The sequence below is a fragment of the Bacillus infantis genome (assembly GCF_050107595.1).
GTDB classification, from domain to species: Bacteria; Bacillota; Bacilli; order Bacillales; family Cytobacillaceae; genus Bacillus_AB; species Bacillus_AB infantis_C.
The window spans coordinates 386,780-406,398 of record NZ_JBNILH010000002.1; the positions used below are offsets into that span (position 1 = coordinate 386,780).

Annotated in this window: 18 protein-coding genes; 16 read left to right on the forward strand and 2 right to left on the reverse strand. The window is 46.7% G+C overall.

The window, feature by feature from the left end; all coding sequences use genetic code 11:
• Positions 1-16: 16 nt before the first annotated feature.
• The gene (locus ACQCVH_RS05220) at positions 17-1,240 is read right to left on the reverse strand and encodes a nucleotidyltransferase (protein WP_426834748.1); all 1,224 of its coding nucleotides are present in this window, start codon (positions 1,238-1,240) and stop codon (positions 17-19) included.
• 224 nt (positions 1,241-1,464) lie between these two features.
• Here ACQCVH_RS05220 and ACQCVH_RS05225 point away from each other — a divergent pair, with 224 nt between their 5' ends.
• The 4 genes from ACQCVH_RS05225 to ACQCVH_RS05240 all read left to right on the forward strand — a co-directional run bounded on the left by ACQCVH_RS05225 (position 1,465) and on the right by ACQCVH_RS05240 (position 3,859).
• Positions 1,465-1,986, forward strand: coding sequence for a YceD family protein (locus tag ACQCVH_RS05225; RefSeq protein ID WP_009791159.1), 522 nt, complete (start codon positions 1,465-1,467; stop codon positions 1,984-1,986).
• A 129-nt stretch (positions 1,987-2,115) separates the two neighbouring features.
• Complete coding sequence (gene rpmF / locus ACQCVH_RS05230) at positions 2,116-2,289, forward strand: 50S ribosomal protein L32 (protein ID WP_009791160.1); 174 nt, start codon at positions 2,116-2,118, stop codon at positions 2,287-2,289.
• A gap of 138 nt (positions 2,290-2,427) precedes the next feature.
• The gene (locus ACQCVH_RS05235; RefSeq protein ID WP_426834945.1) at positions 2,428-3,186 is read left to right on the forward strand and encodes an enoyl-CoA hydratase/isomerase family protein; all 759 of its coding nucleotides are present in this window, start codon (positions 2,428-2,430) and stop codon (positions 3,184-3,186) included.
• A 76-nt stretch (positions 3,187-3,262) separates the two neighbouring features.
• Complete coding sequence (locus ACQCVH_RS05240; RefSeq protein WP_426834749.1) at positions 3,263-3,859, forward strand: RsfA family transcriptional regulator; 597 nt, start codon at positions 3,263-3,265, stop codon at positions 3,857-3,859.
• A 53-nt stretch (positions 3,860-3,912) separates the two neighbouring features.
• Here the strand turns inward: ACQCVH_RS05240 and ACQCVH_RS05245 are convergent, their stop codons facing one another.
• Complete coding sequence (locus ACQCVH_RS05245; RefSeq protein ID WP_426834750.1) at positions 3,913-4,395, reverse strand: N-acetyltransferase; 483 nt, start codon at positions 4,393-4,395, stop codon at positions 3,913-3,915.
• 342 nt (positions 4,396-4,737) lie between these two features.
• On the opposite strand from ACQCVH_RS05245, the gene ACQCVH_RS05250 reads away from it, so the two are divergent.
• The 12 genes from ACQCVH_RS05250 (at position 4,738) to ACQCVH_RS05305 (ending at position 19,539) form a co-directional block, all read left to right on the forward strand.
• Positions 4,738-6,081, forward strand: coding sequence for an acetyl-CoA carboxylase biotin carboxylase subunit (locus ACQCVH_RS05250; RefSeq protein ID WP_426834751.1), 1,344 nt, complete (start codon positions 4,738-4,740; stop codon positions 6,079-6,081).
• A 14-nt stretch (positions 6,082-6,095) separates the two neighbouring features.
• Complete coding sequence (locus ACQCVH_RS05255) at positions 6,096-6,308, forward strand: biotin/lipoyl-containing protein (protein ID WP_426834752.1); 213 nt, start codon at positions 6,096-6,098, stop codon at positions 6,306-6,308.
• A 33-nt stretch (positions 6,309-6,341) separates the two neighbouring features.
• Positions 6,342-7,883 carry an acyl-CoA carboxylase subunit beta gene (locus ACQCVH_RS05260; protein WP_426834753.1) on the forward strand — a complete coding sequence of 514 codons (1,542 nt, stop codon included), beginning with the start codon at positions 6,342-6,344 and terminating at the stop codon, positions 7,881-7,883.
• Positions 7,884-8,244: 361 nt separating this feature from the next.
• Positions 8,245-9,138 (forward strand): 2-dehydropantoate 2-reductase, encoded by an 894-nt coding sequence (locus tag ACQCVH_RS05265; RefSeq protein WP_426834754.1) that lies wholly within the window; start codon positions 8,245-8,247, stop codon positions 9,136-9,138.
• Between the two features lie 12 nt (positions 9,139-9,150).
• On the forward strand, positions 9,151-9,546 hold the full coding sequence (locus ACQCVH_RS05270) for a DUF3397 domain-containing protein (protein ID WP_426834755.1): 396 nt from the start codon (positions 9,151-9,153) through the stop codon (positions 9,544-9,546).
• Positions 9,547-9,670: 124 nt separating this feature from the next.
• A complete protein-coding gene (gene bshC / locus ACQCVH_RS05275; RefSeq protein ID WP_426834756.1) occupies positions 9,671-11,305 on the forward strand; it encodes a bacillithiol biosynthesis cysteine-adding enzyme BshC in 1,635 nt (544 codons plus the stop codon).
• A gap of 326 nt (positions 11,306-11,631) precedes the next feature.
• The gene (mraZ, locus tag ACQCVH_RS05280) at positions 11,632-12,063 is read left to right on the forward strand and encodes a division/cell wall cluster transcriptional repressor MraZ (protein ID WP_009791171.1); all 432 of its coding nucleotides are present in this window, start codon (positions 11,632-11,634) and stop codon (positions 12,061-12,063) included.
• A 58-nt stretch (positions 12,064-12,121) separates the two neighbouring features.
• On the forward strand, positions 12,122-13,054 hold the full coding sequence (gene rsmH / locus ACQCVH_RS05285) for a 16S rRNA (cytosine(1402)-N(4))-methyltransferase RsmH (RefSeq protein ID WP_426834757.1): 933 nt from the start codon (positions 12,122-12,124) through the stop codon (positions 13,052-13,054).
• Between the two features lie 88 nt (positions 13,055-13,142).
• On the forward strand, positions 13,143-13,505 hold the full coding sequence (ftsL, locus tag ACQCVH_RS05290) for a cell division protein FtsL (protein WP_257990534.1): 363 nt from the start codon (positions 13,143-13,145) through the stop codon (positions 13,503-13,505).
• Positions 13,502-15,745: a penicillin-binding protein gene (locus ACQCVH_RS05295; protein ID WP_426834758.1), complete on the forward strand. Its 2,244-nt coding sequence runs from the start codon at positions 13,502-13,504 to the stop codon at positions 15,743-15,745. The genes ftsL and ACQCVH_RS05295 overlap by 4 nt, the downstream gene beginning before the upstream one ends.
• A 94-nt stretch (positions 15,746-15,839) precedes the next feature.
• Positions 15,840-17,756, forward strand: coding sequence for a stage V sporulation protein D (locus ACQCVH_RS05300; RefSeq protein WP_426834759.1), 1,917 nt, complete (start codon positions 15,840-15,842; stop codon positions 17,754-17,756).
• A 322-nt stretch (positions 17,757-18,078) separates the two neighbouring features.
• Positions 18,079-19,539, forward strand: coding sequence for a UDP-N-acetylmuramoyl-L-alanyl-D-glutamate--2,6-diaminopimelate ligase (locus tag ACQCVH_RS05305; protein ID WP_426834760.1), 1,461 nt, complete (start codon positions 18,079-18,081; stop codon positions 19,537-19,539).
• Positions 19,540-19,619 lie beyond the last annotated feature (80 nt).

Here is a 19,619-nt window from a genome sequence, read left to right on the forward strand (position 1 = left end):
TGCCTGCTCTTATTTGTCAGACCCTTCCTTTCAGGTAGATTGGGGGCTGGGTGTATTCCATATCCAGCAGCTTCTGGCTCTGCGGATGGGGCAGGGCTGAAGCGTAGATCCTTGCTGCCCGTATATCCTGCCGCACAGCTTCTTCCGGAATGGAGGACAGCTTGGAGATGAGTGGCAGGCCCAGGCTTCCTTTTTGCCTGTTTAAATATATCCGCCCTTCCTCACTCATTCCGAGCAGCCGGAGGTAGGATGCTGACTTAGGCTGCGGCAGCATTTCTTCTTTTTTCGTGTTAGTCAGTATATGGACACAAGCGCGCTGCAGCCTTGTCCATGTATACCGCTTCGTTTTTATGGATTCCATGAACTCATGGAAGGTTCCTGCCTTTATAGCCGAAAGTATGACTCTGTTTTCAAGGCCCTCTTCCATTTCATAGATTTCCTTGAGTTCAGGAGCTGACATCTGGAGGAGCCGGTACTTAAGGAAGGGCCAGTACATTTCCCACTTGTGGAAGGCACCAAAGGTTTTTTTATAATCTTTCATGATTTCAAGCGTTGTTCCAGGAACGTAAGACTTAATATCGGTCAGTTCCTGCCCTTCTGAAAACAAAGCTTTCCTGATGCTCGTTGCACTCGCAATGGTCTCTGATGAGAAGTGTTCATCATGGTATCCGGCACTTTTTCTTTCGACAGTCAGGAGCTCCAATTTCTGATGGCGGGAATGGACCGACTTGGCGTACTGATAGCCGAGAATATTGTTAGGCTTGGACAGGTCCAGACCATCTTCGCCAAGCCCGAGATCTTTGAAAGCAAGGGACAATGCTTTTGGATAGCTGTTTCCGTCTCCTATATGGTGCTTGATCCTTTCCTGATAGGCTTCATTATGCTTGTCGAGCAAATGGACGGTAGAATTGAATTTATCGATGTCTCCTGATTCGCTCCCAAAGCAGAGGGAGCTGCATCCTGAGGCAGCAAGAATGGAAACCGCCCCGTCAGCAAAAGTTTCGGCATTTTGAACAGCGAATTTATAGGGAAGCTCAAAGACAAGGTCGGCGCCGGCTTTTAACGCCATTTCAGCCCTTGCCCATTTCGAGAGCAGCGCGGGTTCGCCTCTTTGGAGGAAATTTCCGCTCATGACAGCAATGGCAACATCTGCGCCTGCTGCTTCCCGCGATTTTTCCAGATGATATAAATGCCCGTTATGGAAAGGATTATACTCAACGATCACACCAACTGCTTTCATAAGAACATTCCCCTTATAATGGTTTAATATCGGCTGCTTGTGATAAACCTATATTATAGCGGCAGAAGCTATAATGGTAGATGAGCCTTCTCCTTCAAATGGAAAAAGCCCGGAAAATAAGCCGATTCTGCGTTTAACTAGCTTAAATTATAGTGTAAAGAAAAAATATTGACAAATAATTATATGAAAGCTATAATTACTTTTGTTGCCTTGGGGTGATTCGTATGAAATGGACAATAAGTCAATTACAGAAATATCGAAGCAAGGATTATCCGATCGATGAAACAGTGGATGTGAGCGGGATCAGGGAGACCGACCCGACGATCAGAGAAGTTTCTCCGATTCATATATTTGGCCGGGCGGATATAGATTCGTCCAAGGTGACTTTTCATTTAACGATAAAAGGTCATCTGGTGCTGCCTTGTTCTCGTACGTTAGTTGATGTGCATTATCCAATTAATGTTGAAACAACTGAAACATTCCTCTTAAAAGGTTTGGATTATGAAACCGAAGAGGAAACCCATCAGGTGAAAGGCGATGTCATTGATCTTCAGCCGATCATTGAAGAAATCCTTTTGCTTGAAGTCCCTATGCAGGTTTTTTGCGAGGACAGCGGTGAAGAGGGTGCCCCCCAATCCGGTAAGGACTGGGAAGTCATCCAGGAGGAAGACCTTCAAAAGAAAGTCGACCCCCGGCTTGCTGGGCTTGCGAATTTCTTTGATCAAAATGATCCCTCCGGCGAATAGCTGGAACAATGGGATTATGATCCCCCGGAATATTTCCGGACTAATGAACTACTACAAGAAGCATTTGAAGAATCCAGCGAATACCTGGCCTTCATAACTTTCTTAATACTCTTTAAGGAGGTGGGAAGAATGGCTGTACCTTTTAGAAGAACTTCTAAAACTGCGAAAAGAAAACGTCGCACTCATTTCAAACTGCAAGTGCCTGGTATGGTAGAATGCCCAAACTGTGGTGAGATGAAACTTGCTCACCGCGTGTGCAAGGCTTGCGGAACATACAAAGGAAAAGAAGTTGTTAACGACTAATTTTCACCATTAAAAGCACAGGGATAATGTCCCTGTGCTTTTAATTTGGGCTTTTTTAGGGGGAGCTGGGCTGTTCTGCGATTTTATTGCTATTTAGCTGGACTTCTTCCTATAATGGAAGAAAAGTGAAGGAAGATGATGATGCCGTATTTGATAGAACAGCATGAAGATGGACTGCTTCAATTCACGATCAACAGGCCTGAAGTCCGTAATGCAATCAATTATGAAGTAATGGAAGGGCTGAGGGAGGCTGTCAATCTGGCGGGCAGGAAAGAGGTTAAGGCACTCATGATAACCGGATCCGGCAGTCAGGCTTTTTGCTCAGGCGGAGATTTGGGGATCTTCCACAGCCTGAAGACAGAGGAGGAGGCTTTTGGAATGCTGTCCGGTATGGCGGCAATCATGAAAGACCTGCTGTTCCTTCCAAAACCGACAGTCGCTTTTTTAAATGGGGCGGCGGTCGGAGGGGGATGTGAGCTGGCTTCTGCCTGCGATTTCCGTATAGCAGCTTCAGGTGCAAAGGCGGGATTCATCCAGGGAAAGCTAGCAATTACCACAGGCTGGGGCGGAGGCTCTATTCTAATGGAGAAACTCCTGCCCGCCCATGCTCTAAAAATGCTGGCAGAAGCATCGGTTTATGAATGCTCCGAACTGCTGGAGCTCGGATTCGTCCATAGAATAAGCGATAAGGATGCGCTCGAAAGCTGCGGGGGCTTTTTGTCAAAAATCCTTCAGCTTGATGTGAATGTGCTTGAAAGCTACAAAAAGCTGCAGACTGAAAAGTGGCAAAACAGCCATATTTTGGAGAGAATTGACGATGAGGTCCGCCGCTGCGCAGTTTTGTGGGAAAAGGATGAGCATCATGCCCAGGTGGACAAATTTCTAAATCGCTCTTAATTATTTTATTATTATGCATCAGTCTATCTTTTCTAGCAGAAGCATATGCTTTTAAAAAGACTAGGAGGGATAGCTGATGTCGACAACAAGGCAAGATGCCTGGACCCAGGATGAGGATCTCCTGCTTGCTGAAGTGGTGCTTCGTCATATACGGGAAGGCGGTACACAGCTGCAGGCCTTCGAGGAAGTGGGAAAACAGCTTTCAAGGACCCCTGCGGCCTGCGGTTTCAGATGGAATTCTTATGTGAGGAAGCAATATAAATCAGGGATTGAGCTTGCTAAGAAACAGCGGAAGGAATTGAAGAAAAAGCCGGAAGCAGTCCAGATTGCCAAGCAGGAACCTGAACAAGCCAAAACAGAGGGCGGCAGCTCCACGGAAAATGCCGTATCCGGGGCTGAAATCCCTGAATTTGAGGTTCTTGTGGGGTATATTGAAGCATTGTACCGCAAAGCCAATCATCCAGCAGCTGCTGAGACTGGAGAGCAGATCAAGAAACTGGAGAATCAGGTATTTTACCTGGCTGCAGAAAACGAAAGGCTGCTGAAGGAAATTTCGGTCATGGAGAGAGACTATGATGCGCTTACGGAAATAATGGAAAGGGCAAGGAAGATGGTGGTGCTGAAAGAGGAAGACCGCCAGCAGAAAACAAAGCACAGCCTATACCAAAAGTGATTATATTAAAAAGCGGACAATAAGATGTCCGCTTTCTGGCTGTCTGCCCCCAGTTATTTGGTTTCAGCTGTCTGTTCAGATGCTCCGGCAGGGATCCATACCAATGGGTTTTCTCCCAGATCCCTTTCTATGTCATATGAAACAGAAGTGAATCCCATCTTCTCCCAGAAATCCTTTGATTTGATGCGGGGATTGGTTTTAATAGGAAGCTTGAAGCTTTTCGCAAAGTTTACAAGCGCGGTTCCGTAGCCCTTGGCCTGGTAATCAGGAAGTACCTCCAGCTTCCAGAGTTCAAGATAATCCTGCGGCGGGCTGAAATACCGGTCAAACTTCGCAGCTTCCCGATACAGGCTCATTCTGGCAACCAGCTTATCCCCGAAATAGATCCCGTAAAAAGGAGACTCGCTGTCGTTTTCAATAATATTGGCTTCAAGATCTTCAAACATGGATAATTCCTGCAGGCCGTATTCTTTGAATCTTTTAAATTCCTCAAGAGTTTTATAGTTCACCTTTAATTTTTCTACTTTAAATTCCATTATGTTTCCCCCTTGCGTACTAGTTACATTACATCATATGAATTTTTTTGCCCTGCAGTATAGAAAATTAAACCTGCCTGGTGGAGCAAAAATTTGAAGGCGCTTTCCTACATTATATAACAAAATAACAAATAATTCTGCATAATCAAGCCGCAGCTGCTGTTGAATTTTATGGCCGCATGAGGGTTCTGGGATGAATATTCTCCTGCGAAGCGAAAAAATAGCGTGCTATTAGCTATTTTCAAATAATTTAGAAAGCGTTTTCAAAAAAAGAAGGGAAAAAGGAGAACTTTGTAGAAATATATTTTATTGCAGGGATTAAGCCAGGAAAGGGGATTAAATGTGCGAAAAATACTGATTGCAAACCGCGGCGAGATTGCCTCGCGCGTTATTAGAACATGCCGTGAAATGGGAATTGAAACGATTGCTGTTTACTCGGATGCAGATAGCGGAATGCCGTATGTACAGGAAGCGGATCAGGCTTTCCGGATAGGGGAGCCCCCGGTAGGCAGATCTTATCTTAAAGCAGATGAAATACTGCGGATTGCCAAAGAAGAAGGAGCTGACGCTATCCACCCGGGCTATGGCTTTTTGTCAGAAAACGCGGCTTTTGCCCGCGCTGCAGCAGATGAGGGGATCGTTTTCATCGGGCCTGCCCCTGAGACCATCGAGCTGATGGGAGATAAAATCGTTTCCCGGGATACAATGGCCAAAGCGGGAGTTTCGGTGGTTCCGGGAAGCAGTGAAGGGGTCGCCACGCTGGAAGCCGCTATAAGCCTCGCAGATGAAATGGGTTATCCTGTCATGCTAAAGGCAAGCGGCGGCGGGGGAGGGATCGGAATGATCCGCTGTGAAAATGAGCAAGCGCTCGCTAAGTCCTACGACTCAACGAAAGGACGGGCAAAAGCTTATTTTGGCACAGATGAAGTATTTGTTGAAAAGTATATCCCTAATGCCAGGCATATCGAGGTGCAAATATTCGGGGATTCATTCGGAAACCTCGTGCACCTGTACGAAAGGGACTGCTCCATCCAAAGAAGACACCAAAAAGTAGTTGAGGAGTCGCCATCCCCGTTCATATCTGAGGGGACAAGGCAGAAGATGCTGGAAACAGCTCTGAGAGCAGGAGAAGCGGTCGGCTACGTCAATGCCGGCACAGTTGAATTCATTGTAGATGAAGATGAGAACTTCTATTTCCTGGAGATGAATACAAGGCTCCAGGTCGAGCATCCCGTAACCGAGCAGATCACCGGCCTGGATCTTGTGAAATGGCAGATCCTCGTGGCAAGGGGTGAAAAGCTTCCATTGCTTCAGGATGAAATAGCAAGGAACGGCCATGCAATCGAGTTCAGGCTTTATGCAGAAGATCCTGTAAGCTTCATGCCTTCTCCTGGAAAAATTGATAGCTTTTCCTGGGCGAAAGGGGAGGGAGTCCGGATGGATAATGGGTATCTCGCGGACAACACGGTCACCCCGTTTTACGATCCGATGATTTCGAAATGCATCATTTTCGGTGATTCAAGGGCAGAAGCGGTCAGAAGGGCTTCTGATTTCTTTGCACAGCTGGAAATCAAGGGGATCAAAACAAATGCTCCTTTATTTCAGCAAATATTAATTGATGAAGATTTTATTAAAGGAAACTATACAACTGCCTTTTTGGCGGAAAAGAAATTTGCAGTTCATTAAGAGGAGGAAATCACATGAAAGAAATAACATCATCAATGGCTGGTACAGTTTTGAACACATTGGCTGGGCCTGGGGATGAGATCAAGGCCGGCCAGGAAATCATCATGCTGGAGTCCATGAAAATGGAAATCCCGGTTGAAAGCCATATCGACGGAAAAGTAGCTGAGGTAAAAGTCTCAGCCGGTGATTTTGTCAACGAAGGAGACGTTCTGATCGTACTGGAATAGCAGTCCGCTAAAAGTAAAAAGAGGAGGCATAACATGAAGGCAGTCAACACTTTGACCGAAACATTAAGGGAAAGGTCCTCAGCGGCAGAAGCCGGGGGTCCCCCTAAGTATCATGAAAAGCTGAAGGCGCAAAATAAGCTGTTTGTCAGGAAGCGCCTCGAGCTTTTATTTGATGACGGGGAGTATATGGAAGACGGCAAATTTGCCAATTGCAAGGAAGAAGGCCTCCCGGCTGACGGCGTAGTTTGCGCCACTGGAAAAGTGGGCGGACAGACAGTCTGTGTCATGGCCAATGATTCAACCGTAAAGGCTGGATCCTGGGGGGCAAGGACAGTCGAAAAAATCATCCGGATCCAGGAAACGGCCGAGAAGCTGAAGGTTCCATTATTGTATTTGGTAGATTCTGCCGGCGCGAGAATCACAGATCAGCTTGAAATGTTTCCAAACCGCCGCGGTGCCGGCCGGATATTCTATAATCAGGTCAAGCTGTCGGGAGTTATCCCGCAGATTTGCCTGCTGTTTGGACCATCTGCTGCAGGCGGCGCATATATCCCGGCTTTCTGTGATATCGTCATCATGGTGGATCAAAACGCATCCATGTATTTGGGTTCCCCAAGGATGGCTGAAAAGGTAATCGGGGAAAAAGTGACGCTGGAAGAAATGGGCGGAGCCCGAATGCATTGTTCTGTCAGCGGATGCGGCGACGTGCTTGCTTACAGTGAGGAAGAGGCGATCGGGTATGCCAAACGGTACCTGCCATACTTCCCTCCGAACTTTCAGGAGAAAACGGAACTGCTGGAGGGAATCGCAGCCAAAGAGGGCCGTCAGCTGGAAGACATCATCCCGGTTAACCAAAATGCCCCTTTTGATATGTATGAATGCATTGATGCCCTGATTGACGAAGGCAGTTTCTTTGAAATCAAGAAGCTGTTTGCGCCTGAAATCGTTACCGGGCTGGCACGGATAGGCGGGAGAGCTGTCGGTATCATTGCCAATCAGCCGAAGGTGAAAGGCGGTGTGCTGTTTGTTGATTCAGCCGATAAAGCGGCGAAATTCATCCAGCTCTGCGATGCCTTCCATATTCCGCTTCTGTTCCTTGCCGATGTCCCAGGCTTCATGATTGGCACAAAGGTAGAGCGTGCCGGCATCATCCGCCACGGCGCCAAGCTGATTGCTGCCATGAGCTCGGCAACTGTTCCGAAGATATCGGTCATTGTGCGGAAAGCATATGGCGCCGGACTATATGCCATGGCCGGCCCGGCATTCGAACCTGACTGCTGCATTGCCCTGCCGACCGCACAGATTGCAGTAATGGGCCCAGAAGCAGCAGTCAATGCGGTATATTCCAACAAAATCAACGAAATAGAAGATCCAAAAGAAAAAATCGCCTTTGTCCAGGAGAAACAGCAGGAATACAAAGAACATATCGATATCTACAGGCTAGCTTCAGAACTGATCGTAGATGATATTGTCGCTGCCTCTGACCTCCGCGATCAGCTGATCGAGAGATTCTCCTATTATGAAACAAAAGAACTGAATTTCAGTGTGAGAAAGCATCCGGTTTATCCGGTTTGATAGAAAGAAAAGGGGAGGGTTCCAGTTTCGAAACTGGGACCCTCTATTTCGTAAATAAAGAAAACAGAGGGTTTTAGTCAAGGCTGCTGGAACCCCTCTGGCCAAGAAAAATGTAAATAGAAGGTCCCAGCGATAGGCGCTGCAGCCCTCTGACCTCTGTAGTTCTGCTCCGCATCTCCTCACCACGCCAAAATTGCCTTCAATCACTTATAACACCTTCTGGGCGTGCTGGCCTTTTGCCTGATTTCATCCCATAAACTCAGTCTTTTTCATAAAAAAAAGAAAAAGTCCCAGGCAGAGTACAGGAAGTTGGCTATATCTGATAAAATATTACTAAAAGTTTCAAAATAGAGGAGTTATTATGAAAATAGGAATCATTGGCGGGGGGGCCATTGGATTATTATTTGCAGCCTACTTGCAGAAGGATCATGAAGTCACCCTGTATGTCCGTTCTGCAGAGCAGAAAAAGCTTATCTCTTCATATGGGATTTCATTAATCGCGAAAGGTCAGGAACATAGTTCCTATGTACAGGTGCTGCTGATCGGTGAATGGAAGGGAGAAGAAGAGCTCTCCATTGTTGCGGTCAAGCAATACGATGTGCATTCCCTTATTTCTATCATAAATGATCATCAGGCGGCACCATCTCCTGCATTTTTATTTCTCCAGAATGGAATGGGACATCTGTCACTGCTTCACAATCTCAGGGCCAAGGCCATCCTTGTAGGAACTGTTGAGCATGGGGCATTAAAAAAAGATGCAAGGACTGTTCAGCACACAGGAGCCGGAAGAACGAACATAGCGGTATTCTCAGGAGAAGGAACAGAAGCAGCTGAATGTCTGGAGGAAACTTCCGGAGACTTTCCTTTTACCGTCCGCAAGTGTTACAAGGATATGCTCCTTCAAAAGCTTGTCATCAATAGCATAGTCAATCCGCTCACTGGCATCCTTCAGGTAAAAAATGGAGAATTGATTGAAAATCCCTATTATTACACATTGGTGCAGGACTATTTTGCGGAAATTGCCGCTGTGCTGGAGCTGACAGATCCTGAAGAAGCCTTTGCCGCTTTGGTTTCAGTGTGCAGGAAAACATCATCAAATACTTCATCTATGCTAAAAGACCTGCAGAACCAGAGAAAAACAGAAGTGGATGCCATTCTCGGATATATTCTGGGAGAAGCGGATAGAAAAAATAAAAATGCTCCCCTTGTCCATGCATTTTACTCTTGCATCAAGGGAAAGGAGCCTGGAAACTAGGGGGGATCCATCATGTCATCATTCTTTTCAGCGGTTGCCGCAACACTTGTGACAGTACCGCTGCTCGGCTACTTGATTGTATTCGTCATCAGCAAGCAAATTACTGGCAGCCACAAAAAGTCAGTCCGCATCGCACTCGACTGCAGTACCTTTCTTCTTATTCTTTCTGTTCACTTTTTGATCCTGGCTATTTGGGAACGGTCTTATTTATGGATCATAGTGCTGTTCATGCTGTTTGCTGCGGTCATTTTCACAGTCATCCATTGGAAGATCAAACAGGAGATTAATTTTCAGATGATTTTTAAGGGATTCTGGCGGTTCAATTTTCTTTTGTTTTTTTCTGCCTATATTGTCCTTTTGATCTTCGGTGTGTTTCAAAGCGTTTCAGGCTATCTGTCTATTCCGTAAAGCTGCCAATGCTCTGATGGTCATTTTGAAGCATGTTTTTCAGGCAAAGTTTTTTTCTTTTCAATTCTGACAATGCTATACTCAGGTAGGAGTGAAAATTGTTGACCAGAAAGGAAGTACTTAGATGGAGATTTTAAATCTCTCACTGCCGGCAACCAGCCGGTTTGCGACAGATTATACGTCTCATGAGCCTGAGGTGGAGCGTTTTTTCCACTACCGATATCATGATGCCAGCGAATATCAGAGGCGTTTGAACGAGCTGAAGGGACGGAAGTTTTACAGAGATGAGCTTGCCGATTATATCGCTCAGTATATGTCCAGATTTCCTTCTTCGGACAAAACCGGCATATCATTAGATAAGCTTCGCTCTGAGGATAGTGTGGTCATCGTCGGCGGACAGCAAGCAGGAATATTGACTGGGCCTTTATATACTATACATAAAGTAATTTCTATAATTGTTCTTGCAAAGCAGAAGGAGGCCGAACTGGGAGTTCCAGTAGTGCCGGTGTTCTGGATAGCCGGGGAGGATCATGATTATCACGAGGTCAATCATATCTTTGCGGAAAACAGCGGGCGGATTGAAAAAGCTGTGTACCCGGACAAGGTACTGGAGAAGAAGATGGTGTCTATGATCAAGCTGGATCGAGCCCTATGTTTCCGCTGGGCAGAAAGCCTGATCGAAGGATATGGAGAAACAGAGCATACGAAAGATCTGCTTCAGTTTGTCCAGCGGGCTGCAGACCAGTCAGAAACCTTTGTCGACTTTTTTTCATATATAATTATGGAGCTGTTTAAGGAATATGGCATTTTGCTTGCCGATTCAGGGGACAGCCGTCTGAGAAAGCTTGAAAAAAGTATTTTCTCCGAACAGCTGAGCCAGTTTTCCTCTATCACCAAAGCGGTGAAGCAGCAGCAGAGGGAATTGGAGGCAGCCGGTTTCAAACCGGCGATCGAAATAGGCGATAATGCGGCAAACCTTTTCTTCTATGATGAAATCAATTCTGAAAGGGTCCTTCTGGAGTATAATGAGGAACTCAGCCTGTTTGAAGGCAAGAACGGGGCTATTCAGTTTTCTCTTGATGAATTGTCCCTGATTGCCAAAGAATCGCCAGAAAAGCTAAGCAATAATGTGGTGACAAGGCCAATTACGCAGGAGCGGCTTTTCCCGGTTCTTGCTTTTATTGCCGGCCCGGGGGAGATCGCCTATTGGGCAGAGCTCAAACAGGCTTTCGAACATCTCGGCATGGAGATGCCGCCGATTGTGCCAAGGCTGAACATCACATTGCTGGAAAGGCCTGTTGCTTCGGACATTCAGGATCTGGACCTGGAAATCACAAAGGTTCTGGAAAATGGAACAGGCAAAGAGCAGGAAGCTTTTGTCGATGGAGTCAAGGACCAGGCGCTGACAAGCCTTTTCGATGAAACGAAAAAGCAGCTGATCAGTCAATATAAGATGATTGAAAGCCGTCTTCAGGAAACTGACAGGGGAATGCTGCCCCTGCTTGAAAAAAATGAATTATTCCTGCTGAAGCAGCTGGATTTCTTGGAGGCAAAAACGGAAGAGAGCTTGAAAAACAGGCATTCAGCCGTTCTTTCTAAATACAGGCGCATTGAAGCTGCCTTAAGGCCTTCAGGGTCGCCTCAGGAACGAATCTGGAATATCCTTTATTATCTGAATCTGCATGGTCTTACCCTTATAGACGATATAATGGAGCTTCCATTTGAGTTTGATGGAAAGCATAAACTAATAAATCTTTAAACATAAGGGCGGCAGATGGCAGATGACGCATATGCCTGAAAAAGGGTTTGGGATGGAAACATCCCAAACCTTTTTATTTGCCATTTTTTTAAAAGAAATCTGTTTCAACATTCCTTGCCAGTCTGATAGGGGATTGCTGCGTTAGGAAGAATACTGCACCCTCTTTAGCCAAAATCATGGCGGGAAGGATTTTTCCTGCAGGAAATAAAAAGGAGAAAAATAATTATTTACCAGAAGGATTTGCAGAATGCAAGGAGAATATAAAAAACATGTGGAGGAAAGTGGGGGAATGTGGTACATTTGAGTTGGAAAGTGGGGTTTAGGGCATGTTCATGGGCGAATACCATCATAATGTTGATACAAAAGGCCGTTTGATAGTGCCTGCCAAGTTTCGTGACAACTTGGGCGAAATGTTCATTTTGACACGCGGGCTTGATCAATGTTTGTTTGGCTATCCGCTTTCTGAATGGAAGCAGCTTGAAACCAAGCTGAAAGGGCTGCCCTTGACCAAGAAGGATGCACGCGCGTTTACCCGCTTTTTCTTTTCCGGTGCATCTGAATGTGAACTCGATAAGCAGGGAAGAATTAACATTTCCAGTCCCCTCATGCAATATGCGAAGCTGGAAAAGGAATGTGTTATAGTAGGCGTTTCCAATCGAATCGAAATATGGAGCAAACATCTTTGGGAAGATTTTTTTGCAGAGTCGGAGGAATCTTTTGCTGAAATTGCAGAAAATATGATTGGGTTTGATATATAATGGGAATGTTTTATTAGTATAATAATTCCTCGTTGATTCGATTGGAAGGTGGACAAGTATGTTTGATCATAAAACAGTTTTGCTGGAGGAAACGGTAGCCGGCCTGGATATTAAGCCGGACGGCGTCTATGTCGATTGCACAATGGGCGGTGCCGGGCACAGTGAACTGATTCTGACACAGCTGTCAAGCCAGGGGAAGCTGTATGCTTTTGACCAGGATGAAACAGCCATTGAAAATGCACAAATGAAGCTCAGTAAATATGGAGACAAAATCACTATAATAAAAAGCAATTTCCTTTATTTAAAGGAAGAGCTGGAAATGGCCGGAGTCACAGAGGTGGATGGTGTGCTCTATGATCTTGGCGTATCTTCGCCGCAGCTTGATACACCTGAGCGGGGATTCAGCTATCATCACGATGCACCGCTTGACATGCGGATGGATAAGGATGCAAGCCTGTCTGCTTATGAAGTGGTGAATGATTGGCCGTATGAGGACCTTGTAAGGATTTTCTTCCGGTATGGAGAGGAAAAGTTTTCGAAGCAAATAGCGAGAAAGATTGAAGCGGCCAGGGAGAAAGCACCGATTGAGACGACCTACCAGCTGGTTGAACTGATAAAAGATGCTATACCGGCACCAGCAAGAAGAAAAGGCGGCCATCCTGCCAAGCGGATTTTCCAGGCAATCAGGATTGCTGTCAACGATGAGCTTGGTGTTTTTGAAAAGTCGCTTGAGCAGGCAATCGATATACTGAAGCCAGGCGGCCGGATCAGTGTCATCACTTTCCACTCGCTTGAGGACAGGATATGCAAAGCGACCTTCAAGAAAGCGAGCGAGACTCCGCCGCTGCCTCCGGGCCTGCCGATCATTCCTGACGAATTCAAGCCGGTGCTTAAGCTTGTTGCAAGGAAGCCTATTCTTCCGTCAGAAGAAGAACTGGAAGAAAACAACCGGGCAAGGTCGGCAAAGCTTAGGGTCGCAGAAAAGCTGTAAGAAAACTGAAAAGGGGACAAGCTTAACAGCTTGCCCCGATATATAAAGGCCTGGCATTGTCCGGCCAAATGATCACAGGAGGGATATAATGAGCAACTTGGCAAGGAAAATGCAGCAGGAGGAAGTACAGCAGCACAAGACAGCTGTTAAGGTGAAGAAGAAGATTAAGATTAAGAACCTGTGGCTCTCGCCCGGCGAAAAAATAATGGGTGTCGTTTTCGGGGCCATTGTCTGTTTTGGCGCTGTTCACATCATTTCAAACCAGGCTGCCATTTATGAGATGAACAAAGATATCCAGGACATCCAAGCCTCTATTCAGGACAAGGAAAAATCAAATCGCGAGCTTGAAATGCAAATCAGCGAGCTTAGTACATACGAGCGCATCTTCGAAAAAGCAAAATCTCTCGGTCTGACACTCAATGAAAATGTCAGAGGTGTACAGGATAAATGATGAAGAAACAGCCAAATATCAATTATGGAGCAGCGATATTATTTGTAATATTCAGCCTGCTCTTTTTTGTCTTGCTGTACAGATTTGTGTCAATTCAAATAACAGGAGAAGCGGGCGGACAGCCCCTTGCGGCAAAAGCGGAGCAGAAGTATACCAATGAACGTGTCCTTGAGGCAAAAAGGGGAACCATCTATGACCGGGGCGGCGATGTAGTTGCCGAAGATGGAAGCTCATTCACGCTGGTTGCCATCCTTAACAAAAAAATGACCGTCAATAAGAAGAAGCCGCAGCATGTAGTGGATAAGGATAAGACGGCAAGAGAGCTTTCCAAGGTAATTGACCTGGAAGAATCCGAGATTAAGAGAATTCTTTCAAAGCCGGGAGCCAAACAGGTGGAGTTCGGTACGGCAGGCCGCAATATTTCCAATTCACTTAAGAGGGAAATCGAGGACCTGAAGCTTCCGGGAATTTCTTTCCGTCCGGAAATCAAGCGATTCTACCCAAATGGAATGTTTGCATCCCATCTGGTGGGCTATGTTGAAAAGCCCGAAGAAGAGGATAAGGATGAACCGGACAGAACGCCTGCAGTGGGAAGGCTCGGGATAGAAAAAAGCCTGAATACCGTCCTGAGCGGCATCAATGGGAAGGTAACCTATGAAAAAGATCACTGGGGATATCTTCTTCCAGGGACTGACGAAAAGGTAAAACCTGCGAAGGATGGAAATGATGTTTATCTGACGATCGATAAGAAAATCCAGACATTCCTGGAAGACAGCATGAATAGTGTCCAAAAGGAATATAATCCGAAGAAAATGGTGGCGATCGTGGCTGACCCTAAGACCGGCGACATTCTTGCCATGTCGCAGCGGCCATCCTTTCACCCTCAGACAAGGGAAGGCCTTTCGGATGATTGGTATAATGAGGCAATCGAGATTTCGTTTGAACCAGGTTCGACCATGAAGATTTTCACGCTGGCATCTGCGATAGAAGAAGGGCAGTTCAATCCCAATGCCTGGTATGAGTCAGGGACATATGTGGTTGACAAGGGATCAAGACCGGTCCGTGACCATAACTATGGACAGGGATGGGGTTCGATCACCTATCTTGAAGGCGTACAGCGATCCTCCAATGTCGCTTTTGCAAAAATTGCCAAAGAGCAGCTTGGCTTTGATGCTTTCAGGAAGTATTTGACCAGGTTTGGGTTTGATAATCCTACGGGGATAAACCTTCCGAATGAAACAGGTGCTAAGTTCGCCTATCAGTATCCGATTGAAAAGGCTAACACTGCTTTCGGACAAGGGACGGCTGTCACACCGATCCAGCAGATCCAGGCAGCAACCGCTATTGCAAATAAAGGGCAAATGATGAAGCCCCATGTGATTGACAAAATCGTGGATTCACGCACAGGAGAAGTGATTAAGGATACAAAGCCAGAAAGCGCCGGAAAGCCGATTTCCGAAAAAACGGCAAAGGAAGTCCTTGATATACTTGAAACAGTGGTTTCATCAGAAAAAGGCACAGGCTATAAAAAATATAATCTGGAAGGCTATAAAGTTGCCGGGAAGACCGGTACCGCACAGATTCCGGGATCAGGCGGATATTTGACGGGGCCTGAGAACTATGTTTTCTCTTTCATGGGCATGGCGCCGGCAGAAGATCCTGAGCTGGTCATGTATGTGGCAGTCCAGCAGCCGCAAATCGATGATTACGTGAAAGGTTCTCTGCCTGTATCGCAGATCTTCAAGCCGGTTATGCAGAACAGCCTTCAATATTTGAATATTGAACCTTCAAAACAGACAAAGATCGAAGCAAAAGAGGTTCCAGATGTTGCGGGCCTTTCTGCAGATGCGGCTGCCAAAAAGCTGAGCGGCGCCGGTTTTATGCCGGCGGTGATCGGGAAGGGCGGCAAAATAACGGGACAGCTTCCGGAACCGGGTGCCATCATCCTTGAAGGTGAACGGGTGGTCATTAAAACGGACGGGACTTTGAATGTTCCGGATATGCAGGGCTGGTCTATGAGGGATGTTATGAAGACAGCTAAAATCGCCGGCCTGAAGCTGAATACGGTAGGAGGCGGCTTTGCAGTCAAGCAGAATCTATCCCCCGGGTCTCCAGTCAAGGAAGGCGAGTTTTTGATTGTGGACTTTGAAACGCCTCTGGAACAATACAGCCGGTCAGCGGCTGACAAGGAAGAAGCTGCCAGCGGGGAAGACGCTGAAGAGGAAGAAGTATTGGATTAACTGTTAAGGGCGCACCGCTTTAGGCGGTGCGTTCTATTTGTACTGGTACAAGCATATAGTTGAACGAGCCATAATTGAAGGAGGTTCGTTTTTCATGCGCGTTTCAAATGTTACCGTAAGGAAACGGTTGACCATTGCTTTGTTGGCAGGCATACTCATCTTTTTCATCATTGATATCCGGCTGGGATATGTACAGTTTTTCCTCGGCAGCATGCTGACGGATGAAGCTAAAGAATTGTGGAGCCGGGACATCCCCTTTGAGCCGGAAAGGGGAGAAATTGTCGACCGCAATGGTGTGGCATTGGCAACCAATGTCAGTGCCCCGACGGTCTATGTAGTTCCAAGGCAGGTAAAGGATCCTGATGATACGGCAGAGAAGCTGGCCGCCATACTGAATATGTCTAAGGAGAAGGCGTTTCAGCTGATCACCAAGCAGGCATCAAGTGTGAAAATACCCGAGGGCAGAAAAATTTCCCATGAAAAAGCAACAGAAATCAGGGCAGAGGGAATGGCTGGGGTTTATATCGCCGAGGACTCCAAACGGCATTACCCTTTTGGCAATTATCTATCCCATGTGCTCGGATTTGCCGGGATCGATAACCAGGGGCTTATGGGGCTGGAGCTTTATTATGACAAGGATCTTAAGGGCGAGAAAGGCTCTGTCAAATTTTACGCAAATGCAAAAGGTCAGCGGATGAATGATATGGCAGATGATTATAAGCCGCCGGTCGATGGGATGGACCTGAAGCTGACGATCGACTCGAAGGTGCAGACGATTGTCGAGAGAGAGCTGGATATTGCAGAGGCGGCCTATAACCCGGACGGCATCATTGCCATTGCCATGAATCCAAATACAGGGGAAGTCCTCGCTATGTCAAGCAGGCCGGACTTTGATCCTGCCAATTTCCGGAATGTTGCACCTGATATTTACAACCGGAACCTGCCGGTCTGGAGCTCATATGAGCCGGGTTCCACTTTTAAAATTATCACACTTGCAGCTGCCCTTGAAGAGGGGAAAGTAGACCTTGCCAAAGATCATTTTCATGATCCGGGCTATACTGAAGTTGGAGGAGCGAGGCTCAGATGCTGGAAAAGAGGGGGCCATGGAAGCCAATCATTCCTTGAAGTCGTCCAGAACTCATGCAACCCTGGCTTTGTGGAATTAGGAGAAAGGCTTGGGAAGGAAACACTGTTTAAATATATTAAAGACTTTGGTTTTGGCACGAAAACAGGCATAGATCTTCAGGGTGAATCAAAAGGGATTTTGTTCAATCTTGATAATGTCGGTCCGGTCGAGCAGGCGACCACTGCTTTCGGACAGGGTGTTTCCGTCACGCCGATCCAGCAGGTTGCAGCAATATCAGCAGCCGTCAATGGCGGGACGCTGTATACACCTTTTATAGCAAAAGAGCTGATTGACCCTGCTTCAGGTGAAATTGTGATGAGAAAAACCCCTGAGGCTAAGAGGAAGGTCATATCAGAGGAAACTTCAAAGGAAATACGCCTTGCGCTTGAAAGTGTGGTGGCTCAAGGATCCGGGAAAAAAGCGTTCGTAGATGGATACAGGGTCGGCGGCAAAACCGGAACTGCACAAAAGGCGGAAAACGGAAGGTATCTCGAAAACAATCATATTGTGTCCTTTATAGGCTTTGCCCCTGCGGACGATCCTGAGCTTGTGGTTTATGTGGCAGTGGACAATCCAAAGGGCACTATCCAGTTTGGCGGGGTTGTTGCTGCGCCGATCGTCGGGAATATCATGGGGGACAGTCTAAGAGCAATGGGTGTTGAGCCGAGAAAGGAACAGCTTGAAAAAGAGCTGACCTGGCTGGATACACCGATGGTGGAGGTGCCGGATTTAGTAGGCATTACGAAAAGGGAGCTAGGCGAATTGCTTGTCAACCTGAAGATAGACGGGAGCGGGGAAGGAGATACAGTTGTCAGGCAAACCCCTCAGGCTGGTGTGAAGCTGAAGGAAGGGTCTACAATAAGGCTCTATTTTGATGACAAATAAGAGCAAAATGCGGGCGGCGAGACAGCGCTGCCCGGTTTTTTTATAAGAAGCAAAAGGGAATTTCTCTCATCCGCTTCAGGCAAAGGAAGTTTTTCTTTAAATTTTCATTACTAAATGGCTAAAACAAGAATAATCATGTAAAATATAAGTCGCCATGCAGGAATAATTTTTGCTGAGAGCTTTAGGGAAAGCATACAGCTGCTTTTTTCAGTTATGAAAAAGCTGCTGGAGATTCGCTGCGTGGCCGACTGAGCAAAACGGCAGGAGATGATGAAGGCTGATACTGCCTGTCTTTCCTGTGGAATGAGAGGAATGGGTTCAATTGAAATTACATACACTGCTTAACTATCTCCATCCTTTTAAACCATTTGGTGGAGATAATCCTGAAATTCTTTCCCTGGAAAATGATAGCAGGCAAGTGAAAAAAGGGAGCCTGTTTATCTGCATCGAGGGTTTTACGGTTGATGGCCATAATTATGCAGAAACAGCGGTCCGGAACGGGGCGGCGGCCGTTTTGGCTGAGAGGGAGCTTTCGCTGAATGTTCCTGTAATCATTGTCAAGGATACGGCAAGGGCCATGGCTGTTCTGGCGGATGCTTTCTATGGACAGCCGAGCCAGCAGATGCATTTAATCGGGATCACCGGAACAAACGGGAAAACGACGACTAGCCATCTTATTGAAAAGATTTTGGCTGATGCAGGCAAAAACACGGGCCTCATCGGGACAATGTACACAAAAGTCGCCGGCGAGACGCATGAAACAAAGAATACGACGCCGGAAAGCCTTACATTGCAGAAAACCTTTGCTTCCATGGTCGAAAAGAAGGTGGAAGCAGCTGTCATGGAAGTAAGCTCCCATGCCCTTGATGAGGGGCGCGTCCATGGCTGCGATTTCAATGTGGCCGTTTTTACAAATCTTACACAGGACCATCTGGATTATCACAAAACGATGGACGAATACAGAAGGGCTAAAGGCTTGCTTTTTGCTCAGCTTGGGAGCTCATTCTGCCACAATAAGCCTAAATATGCTGTATTGAATGCTGACGATCCGGCAAGCGCTGAATACAGGAAATCGACTGCCGCGCAGATTCTTTCCTACGGAATCGACAATGAAGCGGATTTGCGTGCTGTGCACATCCGGATGGATGCCAGAGGCACTTCATTCGAACTGGTCAGCCCATTTGGCGTACACCCTGTTGCCATGCAGCTGATCGGCAAATTCAGTGTGTATAATGTGCTGGCTGCAATTGGTGCAGCCCTGGCTTCCGGTGTTGAGCTCGGAGCTATCCTGGAATCCATTTCAACCGTTAAAGGCGTCCCGGGCAGATTTGAAACAGTGGATGCCGGACAGGATTTTTCTGTGATTGTCGACTATGCGCATACTCCTGACAGTCTGGAAAATGCATTGGAAACGGTAAAAGAGTTTGCTGAAGGCAGGATTTTTGTCGTAGTTGGCTGCGGCGGTGACAGGGACAGGACCAAAAGGCCCCTGATGGCTAAGATAGCCTGCCGGCTTGCAACAGATGCGGTGTTTACATCTGATAATCCGAGAAGCGAAGATCCGGAGGAAATTCTGAAAGATATGGCTGCAGGCGTTCCTGAAGGAAACTATACAATGATTGCCGACCGCAAAGAGGCAATAGCATACAGTGTTGGTGCTGCCGGCAAAGGAGATGTGATTCTCATAGCAGGCAAAGGGCATGAAACTTACCAGCAGATTGGCTGGCAGACATTTGACTTTGACGACAGGACCGAAGCGAGAGAAGCTATACTGAACAGATAAACAGGGCAGCAGCCGGGAAAGCTGCTGCTCAGCTGAATATGCTCAATAAGAAATAATAAATAGATATACTGAAAGGCTTT

Coding starts and splice junctions, on each gene's coding strand:
- ACQCVH_RS05220 (WP_426834748.1), bottom strand. CDS start 1,240: ATGAAAGCAGTTGGTGTGATCGTTGAGTATAATCCTTTCCATAACGGG.
- ACQCVH_RS05225 (WP_009791159.1), top strand. CDS start 1,465: ATGAAATGGACAATAAGTCAATTACAGAAATATCGAAGCAAGGATTAT.
- rpmF (WP_009791160.1), top strand. CDS start 2,116: ATGGCTGTACCTTTTAGAAGAACTTCTAAAACTGCGAAAAGAAAACGT.
- ACQCVH_RS05235 (WP_426834945.1), top strand. CDS start 2,428: ATGATGCCGTATTTGATAGAACAGCATGAAGATGGACTGCTTCAATTC.
- ACQCVH_RS05240 (WP_426834749.1), top strand. CDS start 3,263: ATGTCGACAACAAGGCAAGATGCCTGGACCCAGGATGAGGATCTCCTG.
- ACQCVH_RS05245 (WP_426834750.1), bottom strand. CDS start 4,395: ATGGAATTTAAAGTAGAAAAATTAAAGGTGAACTATAAAACTCTTGAG.
- ACQCVH_RS05255 (WP_426834752.1), top strand. CDS start 6,096: ATGAAAGAAATAACATCATCAATGGCTGGTACAGTTTTGAACACATTG.
- ACQCVH_RS05260 (WP_426834753.1), top strand. CDS start 6,342: ATGAAGGCAGTCAACACTTTGACCGAAACATTAAGGGAAAGGTCCTCA.
- ACQCVH_RS05265 (WP_426834754.1), top strand. CDS start 8,245: ATGAAAATAGGAATCATTGGCGGGGGGGCCATTGGATTATTATTTGCA.
- ACQCVH_RS05270 (WP_426834755.1), top strand. CDS start 9,151: ATGTCATCATTCTTTTCAGCGGTTGCCGCAACACTTGTGACAGTACCG.
- bshC (WP_426834756.1), top strand. CDS start 9,671: ATGGAGATTTTAAATCTCTCACTGCCGGCAACCAGCCGGTTTGCGACA.
- mraZ (WP_009791171.1), top strand. CDS start 11,632: ATGTTCATGGGCGAATACCATCATAATGTTGATACAAAAGGCCGTTTG.
- rsmH (WP_426834757.1), top strand. CDS start 12,122: ATGTTTGATCATAAAACAGTTTTGCTGGAGGAAACGGTAGCCGGCCTG.
- ftsL (WP_257990534.1), top strand. CDS start 13,143: ATGAGCAACTTGGCAAGGAAAATGCAGCAGGAGGAAGTACAGCAGCAC.
- ACQCVH_RS05295 (WP_426834758.1), top strand. CDS start 13,502: ATGATGAAGAAACAGCCAAATATCAATTATGGAGCAGCGATATTATTT.
- ACQCVH_RS05300 (WP_426834759.1), top strand. CDS start 15,840: ATGCGCGTTTCAAATGTTACCGTAAGGAAACGGTTGACCATTGCTTTG.